At 68.6% G+C, this 17,168-nt stretch carries 15 protein-coding genes; 6 read left to right on the forward strand and 9 right to left on the reverse strand.

All coding sequences use genetic code 11. The annotated features are described in order from the left end of the window. Positions 1 to 13: 13 nt before the first annotated feature. The 6 genes from ACYQ0J_RS11460 to ACYQ0J_RS11485 are packed head-to-tail and all read left to right on the forward strand — an operon-like array spanning position 14 to position 7,275. Positions 14 to 667 carry a response regulator gene (locus ACYQ0J_RS11460; RefSeq protein ID WP_460172234.1) on the forward strand — a complete coding sequence of 218 codons (654 nt, stop codon included), beginning with the start codon at positions 14 to 16 and terminating at the stop codon, positions 665 to 667. Between the two features lie 8 nt (positions 668 to 675). Beyond that, a complete protein-coding gene (locus ACYQ0J_RS11465) occupies positions 676 to 1,686 on the forward strand; it encodes a M20/M25/M40 family metallo-hydrolase (RefSeq protein ID WP_460172288.1) in 1,011 nt (336 codons plus the stop codon). 5 nt (positions 1,687 to 1,691) lie between these two features. Beyond that, positions 1,692 to 2,525: a hypothetical protein gene (locus tag ACYQ0J_RS11470; RefSeq protein ID WP_460172235.1), complete on the forward strand. Its 834-nt coding sequence runs from the start codon at positions 1,692 to 1,694 to the stop codon at positions 2,523 to 2,525. A gap of 48 nt (positions 2,526 to 2,573) precedes the next feature. Continuing rightward, positions 2,574 to 4,307 (forward strand): ABC transporter ATP-binding protein, encoded by a 1,734-nt coding sequence (locus ACYQ0J_RS11475; protein ID WP_460172236.1) that lies wholly within the window; start codon positions 2,574 to 2,576, stop codon positions 4,305 to 4,307. Positions 4,308 to 4,309: 2 nt separating this feature from the next. After that, on the forward strand, positions 4,310 to 6,115 hold the full coding sequence (locus tag ACYQ0J_RS11480; protein WP_460172237.1) for an ABC transporter ATP-binding protein: 1,806 nt from the start codon (positions 4,310 to 4,312) through the stop codon (positions 6,113 to 6,115). After that, positions 6,115 to 7,275 (forward strand): bifunctional folylpolyglutamate synthase/dihydrofolate synthase, encoded by a 1,161-nt coding sequence (locus ACYQ0J_RS11485; protein ID WP_460172238.1) that lies wholly within the window; start codon positions 6,115 to 6,117, stop codon positions 7,273 to 7,275. Before ACYQ0J_RS11480 ends, ACYQ0J_RS11485 begins: the two co-directional genes overlap by 1 nt. Before the next feature lie 67 nt (positions 7,276 to 7,342). Here the strand turns inward: ACYQ0J_RS11485 and ACYQ0J_RS11490 are convergent, their stop codons facing one another. The 9 genes from ACYQ0J_RS11490 to ACYQ0J_RS11530 form a co-directional block, all read right to left on the reverse strand. After that, a complete protein-coding gene (locus ACYQ0J_RS11490; RefSeq protein ID WP_460172239.1) occupies positions 7,343 to 8,395 on the reverse strand; it encodes a protease complex subunit PrcB family protein in 1,053 nt (350 codons plus the stop codon). Positions 8,396 to 8,450: 55 nt separating this feature from the next. Beyond that, positions 8,451 to 9,299 carry an ABC transporter permease gene (locus ACYQ0J_RS11495; RefSeq protein ID WP_460172240.1) on the reverse strand — a complete coding sequence of 283 codons (849 nt, stop codon included), beginning with the start codon at positions 9,297 to 9,299 and terminating at the stop codon, positions 8,451 to 8,453. A 4-nt stretch (positions 9,300 to 9,303) separates the two neighbouring features. Further along, the gene (locus tag ACYQ0J_RS11500) at positions 9,304 to 10,314 is read right to left on the reverse strand and encodes an ABC transporter permease (protein ID WP_460172241.1); all 1,011 of its coding nucleotides are present in this window, start codon (positions 10,312 to 10,314) and stop codon (positions 9,304 to 9,306) included. Positions 10,315 to 10,367: 53 nt separating this feature from the next. Then, entirely contained in the window at positions 10,368 to 11,951 is a 1,584-nt protein-coding gene (locus ACYQ0J_RS11505; RefSeq protein WP_460172242.1) for an ABC transporter substrate-binding protein, read from the reverse strand. An 87-nt stretch (positions 11,952 to 12,038) separates the two neighbouring features. After that, positions 12,039 to 12,752 (reverse strand): ABC transporter ATP-binding protein, encoded by a 714-nt coding sequence (locus ACYQ0J_RS11510; RefSeq protein ID WP_460172243.1) that lies wholly within the window; start codon positions 12,750 to 12,752, stop codon positions 12,039 to 12,041. Next, positions 12,749 to 13,528: an ABC transporter ATP-binding protein gene (locus tag ACYQ0J_RS11515; protein ID WP_460172244.1), complete on the reverse strand. Its 780-nt coding sequence runs from the start codon at positions 13,526 to 13,528 to the stop codon at positions 12,749 to 12,751. The genes ACYQ0J_RS11510 and ACYQ0J_RS11515 overlap by 4 nt, the downstream gene beginning before the upstream one ends. Beyond that, on the reverse strand, positions 13,525 to 14,853 hold the full coding sequence (locus tag ACYQ0J_RS11520; RefSeq protein WP_460172245.1) for a branched-chain amino acid ABC transporter permease: 1,329 nt from the start codon (positions 14,851 to 14,853) through the stop codon (positions 13,525 to 13,527). Before ACYQ0J_RS11520 ends, ACYQ0J_RS11515 begins: the two co-directional genes overlap by 4 nt. Next, positions 14,850 to 15,818, reverse strand: coding sequence for a branched-chain amino acid ABC transporter permease (locus ACYQ0J_RS11525; protein WP_460172246.1), 969 nt, complete (start codon positions 15,816 to 15,818; stop codon positions 14,850 to 14,852). The genes ACYQ0J_RS11520 and ACYQ0J_RS11525 overlap by 4 nt, the downstream gene beginning before the upstream one ends. 63 nt (positions 15,819 to 15,881) lie before the next feature. Beyond that, positions 15,882 to 17,054 carry a branched-chain amino acid ABC transporter substrate-binding protein gene (locus ACYQ0J_RS11530; protein WP_460172247.1) on the reverse strand — a complete coding sequence of 391 codons (1,173 nt, stop codon included), beginning with the start codon at positions 17,052 to 17,054 and terminating at the stop codon, positions 15,882 to 15,884. Between the last annotated feature and the right edge of the window lie 114 nt (positions 17,055 to 17,168).

Here is a 17,168-nt window from a genome sequence, read left to right on the forward strand (position 1 = left end):
CTAAGATGGAAGGGTGATACGCGTACTCTTAGCGGACGACCACGCCCTCTTTCGCCAGGGCTTGAAGAGCCTCTTGGAGGCGGAGGGGGACTTCCGGGTGGTGGGCGAGGCCAAGGACGGTTGGGAGGCGCTCCGGCATGCCCTCGAGGCCAGGCCGGACATCATCCTCATGGACATCCAGATGCCGGGCCTGGACGGGGTGCAGGCCACCCAGGCCATCCTCAAGGAGTGGCCGGAGGCCCGGGTGATCATCCTCACCATGTACCGCCAGGACGCCTACGTCTTTGAGGCGGTGAAGGCGGGGGCCCGGGGCTATCTCCTGAAGGACACCGACGCCAGCGAGCTCATCGGGGCCATCCGCCGGGTGCACGCGGGGGAGGTGCTCCTGGACGCGGAGCTGGCCGGGCGCATCATCCAGGACTTCCGCGCCAAAAAGGAGGCCAGCACCCCCTTGCACGCGGAGCTCTCCGAGCGGGAGATCCAGATCCTCAAGCTGGTGGCCCAGGGGTACACCAACCTGGAGATCGCCGCGGAACTCCAGCTTTCCGAGAAGACGGTCCGCAACCGCCTCTCGGAGATCTTCCAGAAGCTTCACCTCAACAACCGCACCCAGGCCGCCCTCTACGCCATCCGCGAGGGGCTGGCCCAGCCCGAGCCGGAAGAGTAGTGGCCTTCCTGGACCCAGTCCGGTTTCTCCACGAGCTAGCCCCCCTGGCGGGGGAAGAGGCCAGGGGGGCGTACGTGGCCTCCCGCCTGCCGGGGGCCAGGCAGGACGGCCTGGGGAACGTCTGGGCCGGGGAGGGGCGGGTCCTCCTCCTGGCCCACCTGGACACCGTCCTCCCCCCGGCCCCGCCCCGGCGGGCGGGGGGGCGGCTTTACGGCCCAGGGGTGGGGGACAACACGAGCGGGGTGGCCGTCCTGCTCTCCCTGCCGGAGATGCCGGGGGTGGTCCGGGGTTTCACCGTGGGGGAGGAGGGCCTCGGCAACCTCAGGGGGGCCCGGGCCCTGGTGGCCGCCTTGAGGCCCGAGGTGGTGGTGGCGGTGGACGGCTACCTGCCCGGGGTGGTGGACCGGGCCTTGGGCGCGGTGCGCTTCCGGGCCACCTTCCTGGGCCGGGGCGGGCACGCCTGGGGGGACCGGGGAAGCCCTAACCCCGTCTTCGCCCTGGCCGAGGCCCTGGCGGGGCTTCACGCCCGCTTCCGGGAGGCCTTCCCCCCCGGGCAGGGCCTCCCGGAGGCCAGCCTGAACGCGAGCCTCCTGGAAGGGGGAAAGGCGGTGAACGCCATCCCACCCCGGGCCTCGGCCCTCCTGGAGATCCGGGCCCTCTCCCCGGAGCTTCTTGAGGGGCTTTTCCGCCAGGCCCAGGAGGCCCTGGGGGAGGCCGCCCGCCGCCACGGGGTGGAGTTCTCTTTGGAGGTGCTGGGGGAAAGGCCCGCGGGGAGCACGGCCACCCCCGGGCTCCTCCGGGCGGCGGAGGAGGCCTTAGCCCAGATCGGGGAAAAGCCCCTCTTCCAGCCGGGCTCCACCGACGCCGGGGCCGCCGTGGAGCGGGGGATTCCCGCCCTGGCCCTGGGGGTCTACCGGGGGAGCGGGGCCCACACCGAGGGGGAGTGGGTTCTACCGGGAAGCCTCCGGGAGGGGCAGCGGGTCCTCCTGGCTTTCTTGCGCGCCCTTGGCGTAGGATAGGGCGTATGCGCGTGGGCGTCCTCGAGGGCTTCCTTTCCCGCCGTTACCTGGACTTCTGGGTGGCCTACCTGGAGGCCTTGGGGGTGGAGGTGGTGCGCTCCGCCTCTTCCCCGGACCCCCGCCAGCCCTACTGCCTTCCCGTGCAGGCCCTCCTGGCCCAGGTGGCGGACCTGAAGGCCCGGGGGGTGGACTACCTCCTCCTGCCCGACCTCCAAGGGGGGGTGGAGTCCGAGCGGGGCGGGGGGGCTTGCCCCTGGCTTTTGGACCTCGAGGCCTCCCTCCTCCGCTACTTCCCCGGGGCCCCGCCCGCGCTGAAGGTGCCCGCGGAGCTCTCGGAGCGGGCCCTGGGCCGGGCGGGGGAGGTGGGGCACCTCCTCACGGGGAACCCCATGGTGGTGGGCCGGGCCCTGGACCGGGTGCGGGGCCGCCTCAAGCCACCCCCGCCCCTCAAGACCCCCCAGGGGAGCGTGGGGGTGGTGGCCCAGCCCTACCTCCTGGAGGACGAGGGCTTTCGGGAGCGGGTGCGGGAGGCCCTGGCCCGGGAGGACCTCGCCCCTTACTTCCCCGACCTGCCCCCGGAGCGGCTGAGGGAGGAGGGGGACCGGCTCCTTCCCATGGACCTCCCCACGGACCGGGAGCTTCTGGGCATGGTCCACTACCTGCACCGGCTGGGAAGGGTGAAGGGCCTCCTCCTGGTGGTCTCCTACGCCTGCCCGCCCATCCCGGGCCTCTTGCGCAAGGCGGCCAGGAGGCTGGCCAAGCCCCACCGCCTGGTGACCCTGGGGGAGGACTGGAGCGGGGCCCTCAAAGACCTCAAGCGGGAGCTCCAAGGGGGATAAGTGGGCGGGGTCCCGTTTGCTGGCTGGGATTGGGGTAGACTCTAGCTTATGACCGACCGGTCAGCCCTCCTCCGCCGCCTCCTGCCCTACCTGGCCCCCTACCGGGCCCGGTACACCTGGGGAGTCCTGGCGGGGCTACTCTCCATCTTCTTCTTCGTCCTCACCCCCTACTTCCTGCGCCTGGCGGTGGACGCGGTGGGGCACGGGGGGGCTTACGGGCGCTACGCCTCCTTCCTCCTCCTATCCGGGGGGGTGAGCGCCCTCCTCTCCTTCTTCATGCGCCGCCTGGCGGTGGTGGCCAGCCGCCAGGTGGAGTACGACCTGAGAAAGGACCTCTTCCACCACCTCCTCACCCTAGACCGGGGCTTTTACCACCAGACCCGGGTGGGCGACCTCATGAACCGCCTGAACAGCGACCTTTCCGCGGTGCGGGAGATGGTGGGGCCGGGCATCATGATGGGAAGCCGCCTCTCCTTCCTGGTGCTCTTGGCCTTCCTCTCCATGTACTGGGTGAACGCCCGCCTGGCCTTCTACCTCACCCTGGTCCTTCCCCTGATCGGCGGGGCGATGTTCTACCTCCTGAGGCTCATCGACCGGCGCTACCGCGAGGCCCAGGAGGCCTTTGACGCCATCAGCACCCTGGCCCAGGAGGCCTTCAGCGGCATCCGGGTGGTGAAGGGGTATGCCCTCGAGGGGCGGATGCTGGCCCGTTTCCAGGACCTCAACCGGGTTTACATGGCCAAGAGCCTGGCCCTGGTGCGGGTGGAGGGACCCATGCACGCCCTCCTGGGCTTCCTCATGGGCTTCGCCTTTCTCCTGGTCCTGTGGGTGGGGGGAAGGATGGTGGTGGAGGGCGAGCTCTCCGTGGGCCAGCTGGTGCAGTTCAACGCCTACCTGGCCCAGCTCACCTGGCCCATCCTGGGCCTGGGCTGGGTCATGGCCATGTACCAGCGGGGCTTCACCAGCCTGAAGCGGCTCCTGGAACTCCTGGACCAAAAGCCCGCCGTCCGGGACGAAGACCCTTTGCCCCTGCGGGCGGAGGACCTCTCCGGGGAGGTGCGCTTTGCAGGGGTGGGGCTCCAGATGGAGGGGCGCTGGCTCCTCAAGGACATCACCCTCACGGTGCCTGAGGGCATGACCCTGGGGATCACCGGGCGCACGGGGGCGGGGAAGAGCCTCCTCACGGCCCTCATCCCCCGCCTCCTGGACCCGAGCGAGGGGAGGGTGTTCGTGGGGGGGTACGAGGTGAGGCGCATCCCCTTGGCCGCGCTCCGCAAGGTGGTGGGGGTGGCCCCCCAGGAGCCCTTCCTCTTCAGCGAGACCCTCCTGGAGAACATCGCCTTCGGCCTCGAGGCCCCTGACCGGGAGCGGGTGGCGTGGGCGGCGAGGCTGGCCGGGGTCCACGAGGAGATCCTGGCCTTCCCTAAGGGGTACGAGACGGTCTTGGGGGAAAGGGGGGTGACCCTTTCCGGGGGGCAGCGGCAGCGGGTGGCCCTGGCCCGGGCCCTGGCCAAGGGGCCGAAGATCCTCATCCTGGACGACGCCCTGAGCGCGGTGGACACGGAGACGGAGGCCCGGATCCTGGAGGGCTTGAAGACCGTCTTGGGCCGCCAGACCACCTTCCTCATCTCCCACCGCACCGCCACCTTGCGCCATGCGGACTGGATCGTGGTCCTGGACGGGGGGCGGATCGTGGAGGAGGGCACCCACGAAAGCCTCCTGGAGGCGGGGGGGCTCTATGCGGAGCTGGACCGCATCCAGCGCATGGAGGCGGAGGTTTAGGGATGACCCAGGAGGACGCCTTCAGCAAGGCCTTTGACCGGGTGCTCTTCGCCCGCATCCTCCGGTACGTGGGGCCTTACCGCCTGCAGGTGGGCCTCGCCCTCCTCTTCCTCCTCGCCACCACCCTCACCGCCGCCGCCACCCCCCTCTTCTTCAAGTGGGCCATTGACGGGGCCCTGGTGCCCCAGGAGCCCAGGCCCCTGGAGGAGCGCTTCGCCCTCCTCCTCTGGGTGAGCCTGGGCTTTCTAATGGTGCGGGGCCTGAACTTCGCCGCCACCTACGGCCAGACCTACCTCATCCAGTGGGTGGGCCAGCGGGTCCTCTTTGACCTTAGAAGCGCCCTCTTCGCCAAGCTCATGCGCCTGCACCCGGGGTTTTACGACAAGAACCCCGTGGGCCGCCTCATGACCCGGGTCACCTCCGACGTGGACGCCATCAACCAGTTCATCACCGGGGGGCTGGTGGGGGTCGTGGCCGACTTCTTTACCCTCTTCGGCCTCCTGGCCTTCATGCTGGTCCTGAGCCCCAAGCTCACCCTGGTGGTCCTCCTGGTGGTGCCCGTCCTCCTCTGGGTCACCGCCTGGGTGCGCCAGGGCATGCGCACCGCCTACCGGGAGATGCGCCTGAGGCTTGCCCGCCTTAACGCCGCGCTTCAGGAGAACCTCTCCGGGGTGGAGACCATCCAGCTCTTCGTCAAGGAGAGGGAGCGGGAGGAGAAGTTTGACCGCCTGGGCCAGGACCTCCTCCGGGCCTGGGTGGAGATCGTGCGCTGGTTCGCCCTCTTCTTTCCCGTGGTGGGGTTTTTGGGGGACTTGGCCGTGGCGGGCCTCCTCTTCTACGGGGGAGGCGAGGTGGTGCGGGGGGCGGCCTCCTTGGGGCTTCTGGTGGCCTTCGTGGACTACACCCGCCAGCTCTTCCAGCCCCTGCAGGACCTCTCCGACAAGTTCAACCTCTTCCAGGGGGCCATGGCGAGCGCGGAGCGCATCTTCGGGGTCCTGGACGCGGAGGAGGAGCTGAAGGACCCCGAGAACCCCAGGCCCATGGCCCGCTTCCGGGGGGAGGTGGAGTTTAAGGACGTCTGGCTCGCCTACACCCCCAAGGGCGTGGAGCCCACGGAGAAGGACTGGGTCCTCAAGGGGGTTTCCTTCCGCATCACCCCCGGGGAGAAGGTGGCCCTGGTGGGGGCCACGGGGGCGGGGAAGACCAGCGTGGTGAGCCTCATCGCCCGCTTTTACGACCCGCAGCGGGGCGAGGTGCGCCTGGACGGGGTGGACGTGCGAAAGTACCGCCAGGAGGCCTTGCGGCGGCACGTGGGGATCGTCTTGCAAGACCCCTTCCTCTTCTCCGGCACCGTCTTGGACAACCTGCGCCTCTTCGACGAGGGCGTCCCGGAGGAGAGGGTGGAGGAGGTGGCCCGCTTCTTGGGGGTGCACGAGGCCATCCTGCGCCTGCCCCAGGGCTACCTCACCCGGGTGGGGGAGCGGGGGGCGGGGCTTTCCACCGGGGAGAAGCAGCTCTTGGCCCTGGTGCGGGCCCTTTTGGCCAGCCCCGACATCCTCCTCATCCTGGACGAGGCCACGGCCAACGTGGACTCGGAGACGGAAAGGAGGCTCCAGGAGGCCCTTTACCGGGCCATGGAGGGCCGGACCTCGGTGATCATCGCCCACCGCCTCTCCACCATCCGGAAGGTGGACCGCATCCTGGTCTTCCGCAAGGGGCGCCTGGTGGAGGAGGGCTCCCATGCGGACCTCCTGGCCAAGGGAGGGTACTACGCCACCCTCTACCGCCTGCAGTACGCGGAGGGATGATGGGCTACCGGGAGGCCCTGGACTGGCTCTTCGCCCAGCGGCGAGGGGGCGAAAGGGGCACGGGGCGGGTGCGGGAGATCCTCAGGCGCCTCGGCCACCCCGAGGAGGCCTTCCCCGCGGTGCACGTCCTCGGCACCAACGGCAAGGGGAGCGTGGTGGCCTACCTCGAGGCCGCCCTGGCCGCTCGGGGCCTCGCCCACGGGGCCTACACCAGTCCCCACCTCCTGGACTTCCGCGAGCGCATCCGCACCCACCTGGGCCTCATCCCGGAGGAGGAGGTGGTGCGCTTCGCCGCCTGGGCGAGGAGGGAGGCCTGGCCCGAGCCTCCCGGCTTCTTTGACCTGGCCACCGCCCTCGCCTTCCACCACTTCCGGGAGGCGGGGGTGCGGCTGGCGGTGGTGGAGGCGGGGGTCGGGGGGGAGAAGGACGCCACCCACGCCCTTTCCCGGGTGGTCCTCACGGTGCTCACCAACGTGGAAGAGGACCACCTGGAGGCCCTGGGGGGCACCCTGGAGGCGGTGGCCCGGGAAAAGGCGGGGGCCTTCCGCCAGGGGGTTCCCGTGGTCACGGGGGCGGGGGGGGTGGGCCTCGAGGTGGCCCGGAAGGTGGCGGAGGCGAGGGGGTGCCCCTTCTACCTCCTGGACCCCCAGGACCCCCTCTTCGCCCTCCCCGCCCCCCCTGCCCTAAGGGGGGCCTTCCAGGAGGAAAACGCCCGGCTTGCCGCAGCGGCCCTAAGGCTTCTGGGCTTCCCCGAGGAGGCCATCGCCCAAGGGCTGCGGCGGGCGCGCCACCCGGGCCGCCTGGAGCGCTTCCTGGTGGAGGGGGTGGAGGTCTACCTGGACGGGGCCCACAACCCCAAGGCGGCGGAGGCCCTGGCCCGGGAGTTCACCGCCTACCACCTGGTCTTTGGGGCCTTTCCCCGGAAGGACGTGAAGGGGGTGCTCGCCCACCTCCTCCCCAAGGCGAGGAGCGTGCGCTATACCCGGGCGGGGGAGGGGGCCTTGGGGGAAGAGCTCGGGGATCCCTTCTTTCCGGTGCCCTGGGAGGCCCTCCTCCACGCCTTGGGGGCCGCTAAGGGGGACGGGCTTCCCGTTTTGGCCACGGGCTCCTTGTACCTGGTGGGGGCCCTGAGGGCCGGGCTCCTCGCGGCAAAGCCCTAGGGCTCCTCTCGTTCGCTTCGTTGCCTCCGGATACCCCCATGCTGGCGCAGGCCAGCATGGGGTGGCATTATTCCCTGGCCTCCGCCAGCACCCGCCCCGAGGGGTCGGCGAAGACCACCCGGCTCACCCTTTCCAGCTCCAGGATCACGTAGGGGCTGGTGAGGGCCTGGGTGACCACGGACCCGGGCCGGGGGGCGGTGAGGTTCAGGACCACCCGGGCGGCGCCGCCCCCGTAGGTGACCCCGGCCACCTCGAGCCCGTACCCCCCGGTGGGCTTCAGCCCCCAGAAGAAGGCGGCCACGCTCCGGGTGCGGAAGTCCACGCTGGGGGCCGGGGGGCGGGGCAGGCGGTTGCCCACCGCCAGGTTCCACACCTCGGCGAAGCGGGTGGGGTTGTTGGCCAGGTAGGCCCGGGCCTCCGTTTCCTGGTAGGCGGCGTTCAGGCCGCGGTCCAGGACCCGGTAGGGAGGGGTGGGAGGGGTCACCAACTCCACTCTAAGCCCGTACTGCACCAGAAGGGCCCCCGCCCGGTAGCCGTCGGGGGCGGGGCTAAAAGCCAGGGGCCGGAGCACGGGTTCGGCCAACTCGAAGAGGACCACCTGCTTTCCCCCCCGCCGCGCCAGGATCTCCCGCAGGAGCACCTGGGTCTCCGTGCCGGTGAAGGCGTAGAGGTCCGGGGTCTGGTAGGTGGCGGGTTGGACCAGGGAACGCCGTTCCCCCTCCCGGAGGCTCCCCGTGAGCCTGACCCACCCCACCCCGTCGTAGAGCCAGCTGGCGCGGAGGTTGGTCTGGGTGCGCACCTCCAGCAGGCTGCCGGAGAGCCCCCGCACCGCCTCGGCCGGGGGCCGCAAGGCGGGGCCCACCTCCCGCAGGACGGGGGTTCCGTCCACCCAAAGCGCCCCCGGCACCGCCCAGAGGCTCTGCCCGGCGGGCTTTTCCAGGCGGAGGGTCCTTTCGCCTAGCCTCACCTCCTGGGGCTCCCCGTAGAAGTAGGTCCAGCGCTCCGTGGCCTCGGGGAAGAGGATCTGGGCCTCGGCCACGCGGTAGCGGGAGCCCTCCAGCACCTCGCAGGCGGCGAGGAGGGGGAGGAGAAGGAGGGGGAAAACCAGGCCCTTTCTCATGACCCCATGATACCCGCCCCTTCACCCCCGGTCCTTAAGGCTTCGTTGAGCCTGGCTAGCGGCTACGGGGGTCCAAGGCGTCCCGGAGGCCGTCCCCCAGGAGGTTGAAGGCGAGCACCGTGAGCATGATGAAGAGCCCGGGGAAGATCATGGTCCAAGGGGCGTTCATGGCGTACCCCCCTTTGAAGCTGTCGGCGATCATGGCCCCCCACTCCGGGGCAGGGGGCTGGGCCCCCAGGCCCAGGAAGCCCAAGGCGGCGGCCTCGAGGGTGGCCGTGCCGATGGAGAGGGTGGCCTGGACCACCAAAGGGGCCAGGGTGCCCGGGAGGATGTGGCGGAAGAGGATGCGCCCGTTGCCTGCTCCCAGGGCGAAGGCCGCCTGCACGAAGTCCTGCTCCCTTAGGGAGAGGACCATGGACCGGGCCAGGCGGATGTAGACGGGAACCTGCACGATGCCGATGGCCAGCATGGCGTTTTGCAGGCTGGGGCCGGACACGGCCACGATGGCGATGGCCAGGAGGGTTCCGGGAAAGGCCAGGAGGAGGTCGGCCAGCCAGCCGATGAAAAGCTCCACCCTTCCCCGGTAGAACCCGGCCAAGAGGCCGAGGAGGGTACCCAGGAAGAGGCCGATGCTCACCGAGATCACCCCCACCTGCAAGGAGATGCGGCTTCCGTGCAGGACCCGGGTGAAGACATCCCGGCCCAGGTGGTCGGTGCCGAAGGGGCGCTCGAGGGAGGGGGGTTTGAGCCGGTTCAGATAGTCCCGGTCGGTGGCCGGGTCGTAAGGCTTCAGGAAGGGGATGAGAAGGGCCAGGAGCACCAGGAAGAGGGTGAGGACCAGGCCCACCTTGCCGGAGGGGGATTTCAGGAAGCGCCTAAGGGCTTGACGCGTAGGGGTTTCCATGGCTTCACCGGTACTGGATACGGGGGTCCAGGAGGGCGTACGAGAGGTCCACCAAAAGGTTGACGAGAACGAAGGCCGTGGCCACCACCAGCACCCCGGCCTGCACCACGGGGTAGTCGCGGTTGAGGATGCCCTCGTAGATGTAGGAGCCGATGCCGGGCCAGGAGAAGATGGTCTCCGTGAGGATGGCCCCGCCCAGAAGGGTGCCGAACTGCAGGCCCACGATGGTGACCACGGGGAGAAGGGCGTTCTTCAGGGCGTGCTTCAGGATGACGTGCCGCTCGGCCAGGCCCTTGGCCCGGGCGGTGCGCACGTAGTCCTGGGAGAGCACCTCCAGCATGGCGCTCCGGGTGATGCGGGTGAGGATGGCCAAGGGGATGGTGCCCAGGGTGAGGGCGGGGAGGAGGAGGTGCCTGAGGGCATCCCCCAACACCTGGGGCCTGAGGGACAAGAGCCCGTCCAGGACGAGAAACCCGGTGATGGGCCGGAAGTCGATGGCCAGGTCCGTGGAGAGCCGGCCCCCGGTGGGGAGCCAGTGGAGGTTCACGGCGAAGAGGTAAACCAGGAGGAGCCCCAGCCAGAAGACGGGCATGGAGACCCCCACCAGGGAGAGGCTCATGGAGAGGGTGTCCAGGAGGCTGTTCTTGCGCACCGCCGCCAGGATGCCCACGGGGATGCCTAGGACCACGGCCACCAGGGTGGCGGCCAGGGCCAGCTCAAAGGTGGCGGGCCAGCGCCGCTTGAGCTCCTCGGCCACGGGGATGGTGGAGACGGCGCTTTGGCCCAGGTCCCCCGTGAGCACGCTCTTCACGAAGGTCAGGTACTGCACGTAAAGGGGTTTGTTGAGCCCCATCTTCTCCCGGAGGGCCGCCAGCTGCTCCGGCGTGCCCCGCTCCCCCAGGATGGCCTGGGCGGGGTCGCCGGGGATGAGCTGCAAGAAGAGGAAGACCAGGAGGGTGATCCCGAAGAGAACGGGAATCAGGCCCAGAAGGCGCCGCAAAACGTAGCTCCACATTTTTTGGCCTCAAAAAGCCCGGACCCCCCGAAGGGGGCCCGGGGCGGAAGCGCTCAGCGCTTCTCTATGGTCTCAAAGGACTCGGAACCCAAGGGGCTGGGCACCCAGCCTGCGATGTTCTTCCTCTTGGCCAGGAGGGGCTGGGAGTGGACGATGGGGACGCGCAGGGCCAGGTTGAAGGTGAGCTCGTCCGCCTGCTGGTAGAGGCGCTTGCGCTCCTCCAGGTTGGGGGTGGTGGCCGCCTTGGTGAGGATGTCCCCCAGCTCCTTGACGCAGAGGGGCTTGCCCGTGCCGTCAAAGAGGTCGGCGATGGGGCAGGCGAAGTGGGGGTCGTAGAAGTTCTGCGGGTCGCCGTAGTCCCCGGTCCAGCCCAGCATGTAGGCCTGGAAGCCGGGGGCTGCCTTGCGGTCGCTCAGGTAGCTGGCCCAGTCCTTGGTCTGGAGCTTGACCCGGATGCCGATGGCCGACAGGTCGGCGGCCATGGCCTCGGCGATCTCCTTGGGGGTGGGGAAGTAGGGCCTCGAGACGGGCATGTACCAAAGCTCCAGGTCAAACCCACCCGGATAGCCCGCCTCGGCCAGGAGGGCCTTGGCCTTTTGGGGGTTGAACTCGTAGTCCGTGACCTTAGGGGACTGGAAGGCCTTCATGGAGGGCGGGGTGAAGTGGCCGTCGGTCACGCCCAGCTTGCCCCAGAAGGCCTGGACGATGGCCTTCTTGTTGATGGCCATGGCGATGGCCTGCCGCACCCGGGGGTCGGAGAGGGGCTTGTGGGCGGGGTTCAAGGCCAGGTAGCCCACGTTGAAGGAGGGGCGGAAGACCGCATCCAGGTTGCGGTCCGCTTCGATGTCCCGGAGGTTGGCGGGGGGGATGTCGGTGGTGAAGTCAATGGTTCCCGCCTTCAGGGCGGCCAGGCGGGCGGCGGGGTCACGGATCACCCGGAAGACCACCCGGTCCACCTTGGGAAAGCCCTTCTTCCAGTAGGTGGGGTTCCTCTCCAGGACCACCTGCTCCCCGGGGCGCCACTCCACCAGGCGGAAGGGGCCGGTGCCCACGGCGCTGCCGGTGGGGGAGCCGTACTTGGCCCCGTCCTTCTTGATGGCCGCGGGGCTGGCGATGCCGAAGTAACCGGAGCCGATGGCGGCGGGGAAGGCGGGGAAGGGCCGGTTGAGGACGAAGCGGACGGTGTACTTGTCCACCACCTGGACTTCTTTCAGGATGGAGCCAGCGTCCCCCTTGAAGCCGCCGAAGAGCTCGGGCCAGATCTCGTAGCGGGCGGCGGCGTCAATGCGGGTGGGGTTCTTGGGGTCCCACCAGCGCTCCACGTTGAACTTCACCGCCTCCGCGTCCAGCTCGGTGCCGTCTTGGAACCGCACCCCTTGGCGCAGGCGGAAGGTCCATACCTTGCCGTCCGGGGAGCTGAACCAGCTGGTGGCCAGGCCCGCGGTGACCTCGGTGGAACCCGGTTTGAAGTCCACCAGGGTGTCGTAGATCTGCCGCTGCACGTAGATGGAGATGCCGTCGGTGATGTTGCCCGGCTCGAGGCTCACCGGTTCCCCGTTGGACCCGAAGACCAGGGTCTTCTGGGCGAACCCGAGGCCCAGGGCTACCAGAAGGCCAAGCAAGACTTTTCTCTTCATACGGCTCCTTTCTGGGGTCTTTCCCCTTGTCGTGCCGGACCAAGTATAAAGCGCCCCCCCATGGGGGCGCAAGCTGGGGTATCCCGCTCAGCCCTCGCCCAGGTAGGCCCTTTGCACCTCGGGATTTTCCGCAAGCTCTTTGGCGGGGCCAGAGAGGGTGATCTCCCCCGTGGCCAGCACGTACCCCCGATGGGCGATCTGCAGGGCCAGGCGGGCGTTTTGCTCCACCAGAAGGATGGTCCGCCCCTCCTGGTTGAGCTTCTGGATGATCTCAAAGATGAAGTCCACCAAGACCGGGGCGAGGCCCATGCTGGGCTCGTCCATGAGGAGGATCCGGGGGTTTTGCATGAGAGCCCGGCCGATGGCCAGCATCTGCTGCTCGCCCCCGGAGAGGGTGCCCCCCTTCTGGGCGCGGCGCTCGTAGAGCCTGGGGAAGAGGCTGAAGACCTGCTCCTTGCGCTCCTGCACCACCTTCCGGTCCTTCTCCAGGTAGGCCCCGATCTCCAGGTTCTCCTCCACGGTGAGCCGGGGAAAGATCCGCCGCCCCTCGGGCACGTGCCCCACCCCCAGGGCCACGATCTGGTGCGCGGGAAGGCGGTGAATGGGCTTTCCTTGGAAGCGCACCTCCCCCTGCCTCGGCTTCACCAGGCCGCTGATGGTGCGCAAGGTGGTGGACTTCCCCGCCCCGTTGGAGCCGATGAGGGTTACGATCTCCCCCTCGCTCACGGAGAGGGAGATGCCCTTAAGGGCGTGGATGTGGCCGTAGTAGGTGTGGATGTCCTTTAGCTCCAGAAGGCTCATGCCCCACCTCCCGCGGCGCCCCGGCCCAGGTAGGCCTCGATGACCCGGGGGTTCTGGCGGATCTCCTCGGGGGTGCCCTCCGCGATCTTGGAGCCGTACTCCAGCACGGCGATGCGGTCGGAGATGCGCATGACCAGGCGCATATCGTGCTCGATGAGCACGATGGTGATGCCGAGCTCCGCCCGGAGCTTTTGGATGAAGGCCTGGAGCTCCTCCGTTTCCCTGGGGTTCATGCCCGCGGCGGGCTCGTCCAGGAGGAGAAGCCTGGGCTTTAAGGCCAAGGCCCGGGCGATCTCCAGCTTGCGCTGCTCCCCGTAGGGGAGGTTTTTGGCCAGCTCGTCCTTGCGGTGGAGGAGGCCCACGTAGGCGAGTAGCCGCTTGGCCTCCTCCTCGGCCCGCCGCTCCTCCCGCCGGGCCAAGGGGGTGCGGAAGACCGCGTGGAAGTAGGGGACGCGGATGTGGATGTGCATGCCCACCAGGAGGTTCTCCAAAACGGTCATGGCCCCGAAGAGGCGGATGTTTTGGAAGGTGCGCCCCACCCCCTCCTTGGCCACCTGGTCGGGGGAGAAGCCGGTGATGTCCTTGCCGAAGAGGCGGATTCTGCCCTCATCGGGGGCGTAGATGCCGGTGAGGAGGTTGAAGAAGGTGGTCTTCCCCGCCCCGTTGGGACCGATGACGGAGAAGATCTCCCCTTGGTCCACCGAGAGGCTCACCTCGTTCACGGCCACGAGGCCGCCGAAGCGCTTGGTGGCTTGCGTGACCTCCAGGGCCTTCATGCTTCCTCCATCTCCGCCTTGTGGCGCTTCTCGGGGATAAGGCCTTCGGGGCGGAAGATCATCATCAGCACCAGGATGAGGCCGAAGACCAGGCGCTCGTACTTGGCGGGGTCCACCTGGTTGGGGATCTGGGGCAGGCTGGTGCGCACGAACTCGCTGAAGGTCTTGAGGATGTCCAGGTTCAGGATGGTCAAGGCCGCGGCCCCCAGGATGGCCCCGGGGATGGAGCCCATGCCTCCCAGGATCACCATGCCCAGGATGGTGATGGAGGCGAGCAGGGTGAAGGACTCGGGGGAGACGAAGGTGCGCTGGGCGGCGAAGATGACCCCCATGACCCCGGAGAAGGCGGCCCCGGTCATGAAGGCGAGGAGCTTGGTGGGCAGGAGGGGGATGCCCATGGAGCGGGCGGCCACCTCGTCCTCCCGGATGGCCACCCAGGCCCGGCCAAAGCGGGAGTTGGCCAGGTTCACGTTCACCAGGACCACCAGCCCGATCATGAGGAGAACCAGGAGGTAAAAGAAGAGCTGGTAGTCCGTGGTCTGGTCCAGATGCACCCCTAGGGCGGCCATGAGGTCGCGGAACCAGTCTATGGGGGGGCGGGCCACGGGGGTGATGCCCTGGGGTCCGTTGGTGAAGTTGATGGGGTGGTCCAGGTTGTTGGCCAGAATGCGCACCACCTCCCCCAGGCCCAGGGTGACGATGGCCAGGTAGTCCCCCCGGAGGCGCAGGGCGGGCAGGCCGATGAGCAGGCCGGTGATGGCGGTGGTGACCACGGCGATGCCCATGAAGAGGTACATGAACTCCCCGGGCAGGGGGAAGTGCCCCTGCATGAAGTTCCGGGCCTGCTCGGAACCGAAGATGGCCCAGGTGTAGGCGCCCACCGCGAAGAAGGCGGCGTAGCCCAGGTCCAAAAGCCCCGCCATGCCCACCACCACGTTGAGGCCCAGGGCCATGGCCGCGTAGATGCCGATCTGGATCCCCAGCTCAAAGATGAAGGTGTTGGCGAAGCCCGCCAGGGGCACGGAAAGGAGGAGGATGACCAGCCCCAGGAGCACCTTGACCCCGGTGGGGATCCTGGGGAGGGTGGTGAGGGCCACCAGGATGCCCACCAGGCCGATGAGGCCCAGGGTGTTGCCGGAGCGCTGCAGGCCCACGGTGAAGGCCAGGGTGAGGAGGGCCAGGCTCAGGGTGCGCCCCTGGGGGGAGAGGCGGGCGAAGGCGGCCACCGCCAGGGCCCCCAGGCCGAAGAGGTTGGCGAAGACCCCGGGGGCGAGAAAGGCCAGGCCCAGGGAGGCCAGGCTGAGGAGGAGGGAAAGGGCGCTCATACCTTCTCCTTGACCACCTGCCCCAGGAGGCCCTGGGGCCTTAGCAAGAGGATGAGGATGAGGATCAGGAAGGCCACCACGTCCTTGTACTCGGTGCCGAAGTTGCCGTTAGTCAGGATGGGCAGGTAGGTGCCGAAGAAGTTCTCCAGCTGGCCCAGGACCAGCCCCCCCACCATGGCTCCGGGGATGTTGCCGATGCCCCCCAGGACCGCGGCGGTGAAGGCCTTGATGCCGGGCAGAAAGCCCACGTAGGGGGTGATGGTGGTGTACTGCAGGGCGAAGAGCACCCCGGCCACCCCGCCCAAGGACCCCCCGATGAGGAAGGTGCGGGAGATGATGCGGTCGGGATCTATGCCCATGAGGCTGGCGGTGGAGAGGTCCTGGGCCACCGCGCGGATGGCCACCCCCAGCTTGGTGCGGTTCACCAGGTAGGTAAGGCCCAGGAGCATGAGCAAGGAGACCCCCATGAGAATGAAGGACTTGTTCTGGGCGAAGATGGCCCCGCCGAAAAGCTCCAAGGAGCCCTCGAGGTCCTCCACCGTGCGCATGCGCAGGAAGAACTCGTTGTGCCAGAGGCCCTCGATGAGGCGCACCAGGTCCTGGAGGATGAAGGAGACCCCGATGGCGGTGATGAGGGGGACCAGGCGGTTGGTGGTGCCCCGCTTGCGCAGGGGGCGGTAGGCGAAGCGCTCCACCAGGATGGCGGTAATCCCCGCCACCACCCCGCCCAGGACCAGGGCAAGAAGGAGGAGGAGCAGGCCGCTTCCCACGTGGGGGGCCAGGTAACGGAAGACCTCCACCCCCACCACCGCCCCGATCATGAAGATCTCGGAGTGGGCGAAGTTGATGAGTTCCAAAACGCCGTAGACCATGGTGTACCCTAGGGCCACCATGGCGTAGACGAAGCCCAGGATGAAGCCGTCGAAGATCACCTGGGGCAGAAGGGCGAGGATCTGCTCGAGCAAGACGCCTCCTTTTCCCTAGTTTAGGGGGTGGCCGTTGGGCCACCCCCTCCTGGTTGCCTCAGGTTACCGGGCGCCCGGGGCCGCCATCTCGATGACGCGGATCAGCTTGTTGTCGGCCCAGTTGCCGGTGGAGGCCACCTGCATGACGAAGTACTTGGCCTTCTTGTTGTCGCCCTTGTCGTCGAACTCAATGGTGCCGGTGAGCCCCTCCATCTTGACCTTGCGCACCTCCTGGCTCACCTGCTCCCGGGTGGGCTTCTTGCCGCCTGCGGCCTTGATGGCGTTCTCCAGGGCGGCCATGAGCACGTTGGCGGAATCGTAGGCGTAGATGCCGAAGCCCTCCAGGTCCTTGCCGTACTTCTGCTTAAAGCGCTGGGCCACGGCCTTGGCCTTGGGGAAGGCGGAGACAGGGCCCGCCACCGTGGTGTAGAAGGTGCCGGCGGCGTTCTCCTTGCCCGCCAGGCGCACGAACTCGCTGGCATCCAGGCCGTCGCCGCCCATGAGCCGGGTCTTCACGCCCCGCTCGCGGAGCTGCTTCACGAAGGGGCCGATCTGGCTGTAGATGCCCCCGAAGTAGATGAGCTCGGGGACGGGCCGGGCCCCGCGGATCTGGTTGATGATGGGCACGAAGTTGGAGGTCTCCTCGGTGCCCACGAAGGCCACCGCCTTGCCGCCCAAGGCCTCGAGGCGCTTCTTGAACTCCTCCGCCAGGCCCTGGCCGTAGGCGGTCTTGTCGTGGATGATGAAGACGTTCTTCACCTTCAGGTTGTTGAAGGCGTACTCCGCCCCCACCGGCCCTTGCACGTCGTCGCGCCCGCAGATGCGGTTCACGTTGGGGAGCTTGCGGTCGGTGACCCGGGGGTTGGTGTTGGCGGGGGAGACCATGGCCAGGTTCACCCGGGCGTAGACCTCGCTGGAGGGGATGGCCACGCCGGAGTTCAGGTGGCCCACCACGCCCAGGATGTCCGGGTCGTTGATGATGCGGTTGGCGTTGGCCACGCCCACGTCGGGGTTGGCCTGGTCATCGTAGGGGACCAAGACCAGGTCAAAGCCCAAGGCCTTGAACCGGGCCTTGGCCTCCTCCACCGCCAGCTCCGCCCCCAGCTTGATCTGCTCCCCCAGGGCGGCCTGGGGGCCGGAGAGGGGGGACTGGGTGGCGATCTTGATGACGTTGGCCTGGCCCAGGGCCATGCCCAGGGCAGCCACACCTGCTACCAGCACGCCGACTTTCCTCATACACACCTCCTTAGGCACGCGTTCGCGTTGCGGCCCCATTCTAAGGGGGGGGTAGCGGCCCTTGTCAATGCCCCCATGAAAGTTTATGCCTGACCCATGGGTCAGCCCCTCCTC

This window comes from Thermus sp. FJN-A, assembly GCF_054655095.1.

Excerpts from the sequence above, each read along its gene's own strand:
- ACYQ0J_RS11470 (WP_460172235.1), top strand. The coding sequence starts at position 1,692 with ATGCGCGTGGGCGTCCTCGAGGGCTTCCTTTCCCGCCGTTACCTGGAC.
- ACYQ0J_RS11475 (WP_460172236.1), top strand. The coding sequence starts at position 2,574 with ATGACCGACCGGTCAGCCCTCCTCCGCCGCCTCCTGCCCTACCTGGCC.
- ACYQ0J_RS11480 (WP_460172237.1), top strand. The coding sequence starts at position 4,310 with ATGACCCAGGAGGACGCCTTCAGCAAGGCCTTTGACCGGGTGCTCTTC.
- ACYQ0J_RS11485 (WP_460172238.1), top strand. The coding sequence starts at position 6,115 with ATGGGCTACCGGGAGGCCCTGGACTGGCTCTTCGCCCAGCGGCGAGGG.
- ACYQ0J_RS11490 (WP_460172239.1), bottom strand. The coding sequence starts at position 8,395 with ATGAGAAAGGGCCTGGTTTTCCCCCTCCTTCTCCTCCCCCTCCTCGCC.
- ACYQ0J_RS11495 (WP_460172240.1), bottom strand. The coding sequence starts at position 9,299 with ATGGAAACCCCTACGCGTCAAGCCCTTAGGCGCTTCCTGAAATCCCCC.
- ACYQ0J_RS11500 (WP_460172241.1), bottom strand. The coding sequence starts at position 10,314 with ATGTGGAGCTACGTTTTGCGGCGCCTTCTGGGCCTGATTCCCGTTCTC.
- ACYQ0J_RS11505 (WP_460172242.1), bottom strand. The coding sequence starts at position 11,951 with ATGAAGAGAAAAGTCTTGCTTGGCCTTCTGGTAGCCCTGGGCCTCGGG.
- ACYQ0J_RS11510 (WP_460172243.1), bottom strand. The coding sequence starts at position 12,752 with ATGAGCCTTCTGGAGCTAAAGGACATCCACACCTACTACGGCCACATC.
- ACYQ0J_RS11515 (WP_460172244.1), bottom strand. The coding sequence starts at position 13,528 with ATGAAGGCCCTGGAGGTCACGCAAGCCACCAAGCGCTTCGGCGGCCTC.
- ACYQ0J_RS11520 (WP_460172245.1), bottom strand. The coding sequence starts at position 14,853 with ATGAGCGCCCTTTCCCTCCTCCTCAGCCTGGCCTCCCTGGGCCTGGCC.
- ACYQ0J_RS11530 (WP_460172247.1), bottom strand. The coding sequence starts at position 17,054 with ATGAGGAAAGTCGGCGTGCTGGTAGCAGGTGTGGCTGCCCTGGGCATG.